The sequence below is a fragment of the Flavihumibacter sp. ZG627 genome, from assembly GCF_000814325.1.
Classification (GTDB): domain Bacteria; phylum Bacteroidota; class Bacteroidia; order Chitinophagales; family Chitinophagaceae; genus Flavihumibacter.
This window is the reverse complement of sequence record NZ_JPHF01000010.1, coordinates 113,434-124,799: the sequence shown is the minus strand read 5'-3', so window position 1 is coordinate 124,799 and position 11,366 is coordinate 113,434. Positions and strand designations below refer to the sequence as shown.

General features: G+C 44.3%; 7 protein-coding genes. 2 read left to right on the top strand and 5 right to left on the bottom strand.

What is annotated here, in order from left to right; all coding sequences use genetic code 11:
• Positions 1-44 precede the first annotated feature (44 nt).
• The 5 genes from guaB to HY58_RS16290 all read right to left on the bottom strand — a co-directional run bounded on the left by guaB (position 45) and on the right by HY58_RS16290 (position 6,312).
• Entirely contained in the window at positions 45-1,547 is a 1,503-nt protein-coding gene (gene guaB, locus HY58_RS16310) for an IMP dehydrogenase (RefSeq protein ID WP_052324224.1), read from the bottom strand.
• Between the two features lie 53 nt (positions 1,548-1,600).
• Positions 1,601-2,707: a DNA-processing protein DprA gene (gene dprA / locus HY58_RS16305; RefSeq protein WP_039134444.1), complete on the bottom strand. Its 1,107-nt coding sequence runs from the start codon at positions 2,705-2,707 to the stop codon at positions 1,601-1,603.
• Positions 2,708-2,773: 66 nt separating this feature from the next.
• Positions 2,774-4,699, bottom strand: coding sequence for an OmpA family protein (locus HY58_RS16300; protein ID WP_039134441.1), 1,926 nt, complete (start codon positions 4,697-4,699; stop codon positions 2,774-2,776).
• A gap of 73 nt (positions 4,700-4,772) precedes the next feature.
• Positions 4,773-5,372: a 7-carboxy-7-deazaguanine synthase QueE gene (locus HY58_RS16295; RefSeq protein WP_253271596.1), complete on the bottom strand. Its 600-nt coding sequence runs from the start codon at positions 5,370-5,372 to the stop codon at positions 4,773-4,775.
• 64 nt (positions 5,373-5,436) lie between these two features.
• Positions 5,437-6,312 carry a bifunctional 5,10-methylenetetrahydrofolate dehydrogenase/5,10-methenyltetrahydrofolate cyclohydrolase gene (locus HY58_RS16290; RefSeq protein WP_039134439.1) on the bottom strand — a complete coding sequence of 292 codons (876 nt, stop codon included), beginning with the start codon at positions 6,310-6,312 and terminating at the stop codon, positions 5,437-5,439.
• Between the two features lie 239 nt (positions 6,313-6,551).
• Here HY58_RS16290 and HY58_RS16285 point away from each other — a divergent pair, with 239 nt between their 5' ends.
• Positions 6,552-9,764, top strand: coding sequence for a SusC/RagA family TonB-linked outer membrane protein (locus HY58_RS16285; protein ID WP_039134517.1), 3,213 nt, complete (start codon positions 6,552-6,554; stop codon positions 9,762-9,764).
• Between the two features lie 12 nt (positions 9,765-9,776).
• A complete protein-coding gene (locus HY58_RS16280) occupies positions 9,777-11,210 on the top strand; it encodes a SusD/RagB family nutrient-binding outer membrane lipoprotein (protein ID WP_039134515.1) in 1,434 nt (477 codons plus the stop codon).
• Positions 11,211-11,366: the final 156 nt, after the last annotated feature.

The window sequence follows — 11,366 nt, the reverse complement described above, 5'->3', positions numbered from 1 at the left end:
ATTCCCTCCATCCCTCCATCCCTCCATCCCTCCATCCCTCCAAATCATTTCCTCGTATAGTTCGGCGCCTCCTTCGTAATATCTACATCATGCGCATGGCTTTCTTTCATTCCCGCATTGGTGATCTTGGTAAACTTCGCCTCAGCTTTGAGTGTTTCAATATCTTTTGCTCCGCAATAGCCCATTCCAGCCCTGAGTCCACCAACAAACTGCGCTACTACCTCGCGAAGGTTGCCCTTGAAAGCAACCCTTCCCTCAATACCTTCCGGTACCAGCTTTTTGATATCATCTTCCACATCCTGGAAATAACGGTCGCTTGATCCCTGCGACATGGCACCTATCGATCCCATTCCACGGTATTCCTTGAACTTGCGGCCTTCATAAATAATGGTATCACCCGGACTCTCTTCCACGCCTGCGAATACGCTTCCCATCATTACACAATCGGCCCCTGCGGCAAGTGCTTTAACCATGTCACCGGTATAACGTATACCGCCATCCGCAATTATGGGAATACCCAATGGCTTGAGTGCACTATAGGCTTCCATGATAGCCGTGAGCTGGGGAACGCCGGCGCCAGCCACAATACGTGTTGTACAAATAGAACCTGGTCCAATCCCGATCTTAACACAGTCAGCCCCAGCTTCTACCAACGCTCTTGCACCATCAGCGGTACCCACGTTTCCTGCTATAACCTGGAGACCCTTAAAATTCTTTTTTACATTCTTCACTGCTTCCATCACGCCCTTTGAATGACCATGCGCGCTGTCGAGTGTTACGATATCTACACCAACATGTTGAAGGGCAGCAACACGATCAAGCATGTCTTTTGTTATACCAATAGCAGCTCCGGCAAGTAACCTGCCGAATTCATCTTTATTGGCATTCGGAAAACTGGTGAGTTGAAGAATATCACGATAGGTGATGAGTCCGGCGAGTGTACCATCCTTTCGTACCACCGGAAGTTTTTCGATCTTATATTGTTGCAGAATTTTCTCTGCCTTCTTCATTGTAGTGCCTTCGGGAGCGGTTATCAGCTTTTCGCTGGTCATCACTTCACTTACCTTCTTCGATTTGGTATTCTCAAAACGGAGATCACGGTTGGTGAGGATACCAACCAGTTTATTGTTCTTATCTACTATGGGTATACCACCGATCTTGTTCTCTTTCATAAGGCGAAGGGCATCGCCAATGGTTGATTCGGCAAGTAATGTAACGGGGTCGAGGATCATTCCGCTCTCACTGCGTTTTACCTTACGAACCTGCTCCGCCTGCCTTTCAATGCTCATGTTTTTATGCAACATTCCAATACCGCCTTCGCGGGCCAGGGCAATTGCCAGGTTGGCTTCGGTAACGGTATCCATGGCTGCACTTAACATCGGGATGTTAAGACTTATGGTTTTTGTAAGTCGGCTTTGGATATTTACTTCACGGGGTAACACCTGCGAAAATGCAGGAACCAGTAACACATCATCGAAGGTGAGGCCTTCTCCAAAAAATTTATGGGATAAATCTATCTTACGGGTGGTGCTCTTTCTTGTTGCCATGTGCAAAGATATGGCAGCAGGTAAATTAGTGCCAAATTTTTGTATAACCTCCTCTAAACCATCCTGTATTGCTTACCCGGAAGGCTTTTGATGATGTTCCTGATTTCAAGATTAAGGATAGCACTTGCAGCTGCACCTGAATTCAGTCCACTCCGGAGATATAGTTCATCAATAGCAAGTTGTCCATGGATACCCAGCAGATTTACAATAGTTGCTTCAGCTGTATTTAATTCGCCAAAGAAGGAAAGCTGGTTGTTTTTCCGGTTAGGATCCTTTGGTATTTCCCATTGCATTTCTTCCAGCAGGTTATCTGCATCAAGAACGATGGTGGCACTTTTCCTGCGAAGCAACATATTGCAGCCTACATTTTTATGATCAGTTGTGCGGCCGGGAAATACAAACACCGGATGGTTATAACTTGCTGCAATGGATGCTGTGATCATACTACCTCCTTTAAGACCTGTTTCAACCACAACAATGGCATCGCATATACCTGCCACGATGCGGTTGCGGATAGGGAAGTTATGACGGTCGGGTTTGGTGCCAATTATGAATTCCGTTACCAGCGCGCCCTTACCTCTCAACATTTCCCTCGCCATGGAAGTATGCTCGCTGGGATAGATGGTATTCAGTCCATGTGCCAGCACACCAATGGTAGGAATATCATATTTAATGGCATTCCGATGTGCCAGTCCATCTATTCCATAGGCCATGCCGCTTACAATGGTGATATCCTTATCACGAAGATCTCGGATCAGTTTCTCCGTCACCTGCCTTCCATATTCACTATGGCTCCGGGTTCCGATAACCGCCACTTTTTTTGGAGCATTGAGAGAGATATTCCCCTTATAAAATAGCAGGGTAGGAGGATCATAGCAGTCTAAAAGTCTTTTCGGGTAGGCCTCATCGTTTAAGAAGATCATCGACAGCTTATACTGTTCCACATCATTCAGTATCTTCTCGCATGTCCTGAAATCGCGGAATCTACTCAACGATCTCGCAATGCCAGTTCCAACACCTTCTACCAATTCAAGGTCGGCAGCACTTGCTTTGAATACTTCAGTAGCTGATTTGAACTTTTCGATCAGCGCTTTAGCGATTACACAACCAACATGCGGCACCCGTGTAAGTGCCACCTGGTACAACCTCTCATCGTCCATTTCTTCTTTTCAATGAAAATAGACTTTGCGTGGGAGCTATACCAGCGTGAAATAACGGTATTTACATTACTGGGAAATTACCTTCAGTTCTGTTCGGCGGTTAAGTGCGCGTCCCTCTTCGGTATTGTTATCCGCTACAGGTACCGTTGCGCCAAAACCTTTGTGGGTAAGTCGTTTTGCATCTACTCCATTTTTTACCAGGAAATTCACCACAGAATGAGCCCTGTCATTCGACAGCTTCAAATTGTCCGCGGCCTTCCCAACATTGTCGGTATGTCCATTGAGCTGGATACTTAATGACGGATTTTCTTTTAACAACTGAACGATCCGTTCAAGCTCAACCTCGGAGTTGCTGCCCAGTGATGCACTATTGGTTTCAAAGAAAATATTCTTCAATACGATGGTTGCATTTGCAGTGATGGGTTTTAGTAGAATATCGATATTATAGGTGGAGTCGGGCGACTTCTGGCTTAATGAGAAATTCTCCGAATAGAATAAGTATCCCTTACGGTTAACATTAAACGCATAGTCGCGGCCAATAGGAAGGGTAATAAGATAATTGCCCGTTTCATCGGTTTGTACCTTGCTGATCATCTGTCGGGTAAGGATATCTGTTAGTTCAACAGCAGATGGCAGTCCATCTTTAGTTTTTTCATCCATAACCCTGCCTTTGATCCAGAGCGTTTTCACGGGCCGCACATCATTGCGCATGGTGAAAGTGTAGAGGTCGAGCCCCCCTTTGCTATCCGCACGGTCGCTTGCATAATAAGCCGTGCTACCATCGGCAGTAATTACAAGGCTGCCTTCGTTTTCTATGGTATTAATAGGGTAGCCAAGGTTGCGGGGAAGACTGAAACTTCCTTTCGGACCTTTACGCGCCATGAAAAGATCATCTCCACCATAGCCCTGCAATCCATTGGAGGTGAAATAAAGACTTTGATTATCGGCGTGGATAAAGGGGCAGCTCTCATCACCACTGGTGTTGATCTCTGGTCCAAGATTTTCGGGTTCACTCCACTTACCGTCAGTGCCGAGATGGGTCACCCAGATATCATTTCCCCCAAATCCACCCTGGCGCCTGCTGGCGAAGTAGAGATCCCTTTTATCGGGCGAGAGGCTGGGCGCTGAGTCCCAGAATTCTGAATTCACTTTACTTCCGAGGTTAAGGGGTTCACTCCATCCCTGGGGAGTTAGATAGGAAATATAGAGATCGCAACTTCCCAGTCCATCCGGAAAATTACATCCTGTAAACACCAGCCACTGGCCATCCTGCGAAATAGATTGTGCGCCTTCATTGAGGTTGGAATTGATCATACCGGTTAGTCCGCTACTCCGGTTCCATTTCCCACCTTCGATGCGGGTTTCATAGAAATCCTCATTATAATTATTAACGCGGCGGGTGAAGATCAGCTGGCTGTTATCGATGGTGAGGGTGGGATAATATTCTGACACGGCACTGTTCACACTATCGCCGAGGTTAATGGGAGTGAAATTGTAATTCGCTATATCCGGATTCTTTGCCTGTTCCAATGCAAAAAGGTAACAGCGCCGGCGGTAGGAGGAGGCCCGCTGACTACTTTCATTCAGATCGTTAACCATCATGAAGCTGTTCACGGCTTTCAGGGCATCTTTAAAGCGGCCCTTTCCGGCAAGATTGATGGAGTAGGGAAGGTTATAATCGCGGAAGTAGTTTGAATCAATTGATTTTGCCCTTTCATAATGCAGGATAGCATTATCATAGTCTTTCATTTCACCGTACATGCCGGCAATAGAAAGCCAGGCATCCGCAAATGATGGATCTATCTTAACGGCATCTTTAAGGAGTCTTATACCTTCCGGAAAATTATCATTCTCGGCCTGTTGCATCGCCTGCTGGTAAAGTTTAGCAGCCTTAGCATTTATCTTATCGGGATTGTATTGTTGTGCATTAAGCGGGAGGGTGCAGGTTATAGCAATGGCTATTGTAATAAAAATGGCTATTCGTTTCAGCATAGATTTTAAACTGGTGATACTACAACGAAAGTTAGGCCATTATATTAGAGGAAAATGTGAAAAAACTGCCTTCTCAGGGCACATTGATGTACTTATGGCTCTGGATGCTGAGTTCCCAACGGGGGTGCGCTTTGATATAATCAATGATCAGGGGCAGCATTTGTTCCTTTTTTCCCCATTCGGGCTGGAGGTAAAGTTTGCAGGCAGGCTTTACGTCGGCTGCCCATTTTTCTGCCCAATCAAAATCCGTTTTATTAAATACAACTACTTTAAGTTCATCGGCAGTCTGTACCACTTCAGGTAGGGGAAATTTAAATTTTTTGGGTGAAAGGCATATCCAGTCCCAGTTTCCACTGAGATCGCTACTTCCCGACGTTTCAATATTGGTCTCAAATCCAGCCTCCTGCAACGCACTTGTAAGGTTGTTCAGATTGTGTAATAATGGCTCACCACCGGTGATCACTGCAAGCCTGCCTGGGTAGGCCTTTGCATTTTCCACGATCTCTTCAACAGATTGTTTGGGATGAAGAGATTCATCCCAGCTTTCTTTCACATCGCACCAGCTGCAACCAACATCACAGCCACCGAGCCTGATAAAATAGGCTGCCCGGCCCTGGTGAAAACCTTCCCCCTGGAGGGTATAAAATGATTCCATTACCGGCAAACGCAACATCACTCAATTTTTAAATTTCTACTTCCTCAAATCTTACCTCTTACCTCTTAAATCTTACCTGTATTCAGTTTTTATCAACACAGGCCTTAAAAGTGTTCTTCATCAGGGCCGCAATGGTCATGGGACCAACCCCTCCCGGAACAGGCGTAATATAACTGCATTTTGGAGCTACCGTCGCAAATTCAACATCGCCTTTCAGGGCGAAGCCTGATTTCTTGGAGGCATCCGCCACACGGGTAATACCAACATCAATTACGATAGCACCTTCTTTCACCATATCGGCTTTTACAAATTCTGGTATGCCAAGGGCAGCTATAATTATATCGGCGCTTCTGCAAAGCTCAGCAAGATTCTTTGTATGCGAATGTGTAATAGTGACGGTGCAATTACCCGGATCAGCACTTTGGCTCAAAAGAATACTCATCGGCCGGCCAACTATATTGCTGCGACCAATAACTACGGCGTGCATGCCTTTGGTATTGATCTTATAATGTTGCATCATCAATATGATACCATACGGTGTAGCGGGAATGAATGTATCGAGCCCCTGTACCATCCGGCCAACATTCACCGGGTGAAATCCATCCACATCTTTCGAAGGAAGTATTGTATTGATCACTTTTTCGTCAGAAATATGCTTGGGAAGTGGTAATTGAACAAGTATCCCATCAATATCGGGGTCTTCGTTAAGTTCTTCAATAACGGATAAGAGCTTGTTCTCACTGATCTCGTCTTCCAGCCTGATAAGCGTTGATTTGTAGCCAATCTCCTGGCAGGCCTTCACTTTGGCGGCCACGTAGGTTTCGCTGGCACCATTGGATCCAACCAAAACAGCGGCCAGGTGGGGTATCTTTTTTCCTTCTGTTACCAGCTGTGCCACCTTGATTTTTAATTCGTCTTTGGTCGCTTTTGAAACCAGTTGTCCATCTAAAATTTGCATGGCGCAAAGGTAATGTGCGGTTTATTCAGGGAAAAATGGATTTTTTTTAATGTTGAAGACAGCATTCTGTTAAATTTATTGTCTAATAAATGGTACTATCAGCTCCACAAGCAAGGATTAGAACATTTCCCCTGAGTAAAGACAAATGGCCAATTCGTTTTACCACACTTCCTGAATCTCTTACCGTAGATACTTTTCTTATTGGGTTAATGTGACCCGCCACTTAAAAAATGATATATATGAGAAAAACATCCCTGATGTTTACACTATTGCTATTGGTGGCATTGGTGTATGGACAGGTCCGGCAAATTACCGGGCAAGTGAAAGATGCAAGCGGTAATCCCATACCATTTGCTTCGGTCAAGATAAAAGGTACTAACACAGGTATTGCGGCCGACCAGAATGGAAATTTTACAATTAGTGCGGAAAAAGGTAATGTATTGGAGATCACAGCTGCCAGTTACGAGCGTTTTGAGGTTACTGTAGCTGACCAGGATATTATATCGGTAACACTTGTATCGCAGGATAACCTGAGTGAAGTAGTTGTTACTGCGCTGGGAGTTCGGCGAGCCAAAAACACCCTTCCCTATGCGGCACAACAAATAAAAGGGGATGAAGTAAATAATACTCGTATCGCCAATGTTGCTGCTGCATTATCCGGCAAAGTTTCCGGGGTAGAGATCCGCCAGGGTAACGGTATAGGTGGTTCTACTAATGTTGTGATCCGTGGAACAAAATCACTTACCAATACCAACCAGGCACTTTTTGTAGTGGATGGTGTGCCTATTAATAACGCCACCGGTAACTCAACCAACCAGATGACTGGTAGGGGGGGCGTGGATTATGGAAATGCTGCAGCCGATATAAATCCGGATGATATTGAATCTATCAACATCCTGAAAGGGGCTGCCGCCTCAGCACTTTATGGCTCACGTGCAGCCAATGGCGTGATCATGATCACAACCAAAAAAAGCAGAAGAGGATTAGGAATAACCATTAACTCAGGGGTCACTTTCGGTTCAATAGATAAAGAGACATTTGCCAAGTACCAGAATCAATATGGAGCTGGTTATTCGGCAGCTTATGGCTCACCGGCCGAGAACCCGGGCTTCTTTTATTTTGATGTGGATGGGGATGGCCAGGATGACCTGGTTGTTCCTACCAGTGAAGATGCTTCCTACGGCGACAAATTTAATCCAGACCTGATGGTATTCCATTGGGATGCTTTCGACCCTACCTCCCCCTATTATAAAAAGCCCAAACCCTGGGTAGCAGCGCAAAACACACCTGAAACTTTCTTCGAGAAACCCATTTCCAACAACAACAGCATCATGCTTGATGGTGCCAATGATAAAGGAAATTTTAAGGTTGGTTATACAAGGAGCCAGGAGAAGGGTATACTGCCAAATAGTGAAGTAATAAAGAATATAATAAACTTCGGTGCAGGTTATGAAATAGCAAAGGGCCTGACTGCCACAACAAATGTGAACGTCTCAAAAGTTGAGGGCCTGGGAAGATATGGTACCGGTTATTCAGGAAAGAATGTAAACCAGAACTTCCGGCAGTGGTACCAAACGAATGTTGACAATATAGAACAAAAAGAAGCTTACTTCCGTACCCGAAAAAATATCACCTGGAACTGGCAGGATCCTTCAACTGCTGCAGGAACACGTCCCATTTATACTGACAACTTTTACTTCATGCGGTATGAAAGCTTTAATAATGACGAGCGTAACCGCGTATTCGGAAATATTTCGCTGAATTACCAGGCCACGGAATGGTTGAGTTTTCTGGGAAGAATCTCTACTGACATTTATGATGAGCTGAGGGAAGACAGAACAGCAGTGGGTAGTGTAGATGTACCAGGATACACTCGTGCTAACAGGCATTTCCAGGAAACCAATTATGATCTGATGGCAAATTTTAATAAGGATCTTAATGATGATTTTAACTTGCAGGCATTGCTTGGCACGAATATGAGGCGGTCGAGGTTTGAATCAATTATTGCATCAACAAATGGAGGGTTGGCGGTACCGGGATTATATTCCATCAGCAACTCATTAAATCCTGTGAATGCACCTACCGAATCATATCAGCCCGTTGCAGTAGACGGTTATTTTGGTGGGATCACTATCGGTTATCGGAATTTTCTGACACTTGATGGAACATATCGTTATGATCGCTCTTCTACTCTGCCTATCGGCAATAATGAATATGGATATTTCTCTGTTTCCGGAAGTTGGTTGTTTTCCGAAAATCTGAAAGATGTAAGCTGGCTATCTTATGGAAAACTTCGTGCAAACTATGCGGAAGTAGGTAATGATGCCCCATGGGGTGCTGTAGCCGATGTGTATAGTAAGCCAAACCCATTCGGAAATACAATCCTGTTTACACTGCCTGATTCAAAGAATAATAATGAACTGCTTCCTGAGAGAACCAATAGTAAGGAAATAGGACTTGAAATGGCTTTCTTCGGTAACCGCCTTGGCTTTGATGCGAGCTATTATATCACCAATACTATTAACCAGCTTATTCCGGTTGCTGTTTCCAATGCAAGTGGATATAGCAGCAAATGGCAGAATGCCGGTGATGTACAGAACAAGGGAATTGAATTATCTCTTTTTGGCACGCCTGTTAAAACAAGGGATTTCAGTTGGACTACAAATATTAACTGGACCAGAAACAGGAATGAAGTGACTGCCCTGTTTGGTGAAAGTAAAAACCTGCAGATAGCTACATTCCAGGGAGGTGTTTCAATAAATGCAACATTGAATGAGCCATATGGTGCAATCATGGGCCGAACATGGGTGTACCATGAAAATGGCGGAAAGCTTGTAAGGGATAATGGTCGTTATGCTCTTTCTTCATCAACCAATAATGTTATCGGTAATATGAACCCCGATTGGATAGGAGGAATTTACAACACTTTCAAATATAAAGATCTCTCGCTTGGATTTTTGATCGATGTTCGTCATGGTGGAGATCTTTTCTCACTTGATCTTTATTATGGACTTGCAACGGGTATCTATCCGGAAACAGTTGGTCTTAATGACTTAGGCAATCCATCCCGAAATTCTTTAGAAGATGGTGGTGGTATTATTGTTCCTGGAGTTACTGCCGATGGCAAAGCGAACACGCTCCGCGTACCGAATGATTATGGAACCTACGGATATGCATACAATCCGGCAGCAGCATTTATCTATGATGCCAGCTATGTTAAGTTAAGGGAGTTAAATCTAACATATTCACTACCACCTTCGCTGCTCGACAGGCTGGATCCTTTTAAGGGTATAGAGTTTTCCCTGATTGGAAGGAATCTCTGGATCATCCACAAGAATCTGCCTTATGCAGATCCCGAGGAAAATCTTTCTGCAGGAAATGCACAAGGATACCAGAGTGGAGCCTATCCAACCACAAGGCAAATTGGACTAAACCTTAAACTGAAATTCTAAAAGATGAATGTTATGAAAAATTATCTGATAATAACCGCAATAACATTAATGACGATGATCTCCTGTACAAAGGATATCTCCAGATTTAATGAAGAAAAGAAATTGCCGGCAGTAGTGCCCGCAGAAACCTTGTTTTCCAATGGTTTGGTAAACCTTACCACGGCACTCGCAACTCCGAATGTGAACCTGAATGTTTTCAGGTTTACTGTACAACATTGGGCTGCAACTACTTACCAGGACGAGCCTAATTACGACTTCTTTACAAGGAATATTCCCCAAGCGTGGTGGACAAGAATGTATCGTGATGTTCTGTCAGACCTTAAGGAGTCAAAGAAGATAATTACTGCTACTGAACCCGGTGTGGTTTCAGAAGCAACTCTAAAGAACCAGGCTGCTATTGTTGACCTGATGGAAGTTTATGTTTACTCCATACTGGTAAATACATTTGGTGACGTTCCATATTCTGAGTCAAATGATTTTAATAATCTTTTTCCGGCATATGATGATGCGAAGGAGATCTATGATGATCTATTTGTTAGGATAGATAATAGTATAGCATCCTTAAGTACGGAGGGTGAAGGTTTTAGTGCAAAAGCCGACCTCATCTATAAAGGAGATGTAAGCAGCTGGATCAAATTTGCCAACACCCTTAAAATGCGGCTGGCCATGACTGTTGCAGATGTTGATGATACTGCAAAACAAAAATTTGAAGAGGCTGAAGAGAATGGATTTACCAGTTCGGCAGATAATGCAGCCTTCCAGTTTCTGTCTGCATCTCCCAATACAAACCCCATTTGGGTTGACCTTGTACAAAGTGGGAGAGCAGATATGGTTGCCGGAAAACCTTTGCTCGATAAAATGGTTGAATTGAATGATCCAAGGTTAGAGGCTTTCTTTGATCCAAATAATGATGGAAAATATGTTGGCGGAATTATTGGGGAAAACAATGCTTATGCAACCGTTGCCCGGCCAAGTGAGTTAATAAAAGATCCTGCACTTCCTCATTTGTTGCTTGATTATGTTGAGGCTGAGTTTCTTAGGGCAGAAGCTGCTGCAAGAGGATGGGATGTTGCGGGTACTGCAGCTGAGCATTATGCAAATGCTATACGTGCTTCTATTATTTATTGGGGAGGTACTGAAGCGGAAGCCACAGCATACCTGGCACAACCATCAGTTGCGTATGCATCTGCACCAGGTGAGTGGAAAGCCAAAATTGGTTTGCAAAAATGGATAGCCCTTCACAACCGTCCATACATTGGTTGGGTGGAATTACGCAGGCTGGATTTCCCGCTTCTAAGTCCTCCTGCAGAACCTGAATCTGGTTTCCCGAACAGACTAACCTATCCAATCAATGAACAGACACTCAATCCCGATAGCTATGCTTCCGCTTCTTCAGCCATTGGAGGTGATGAAGTAGAGACAAAACTTTTCTGGGATATTTATTAATGTTTACCACCCTATTTTAAAGACCCCGCTTATTTACTGGCCTCGCATCTGCGGGGCCAGAATTGTTTTTATAACGGTCATGATTACCGTTAAAACACGCTTGACTACATAACTGAATCTTTGGATCTTGCCCTTGTATGAAGTGTGCGTGTGTGT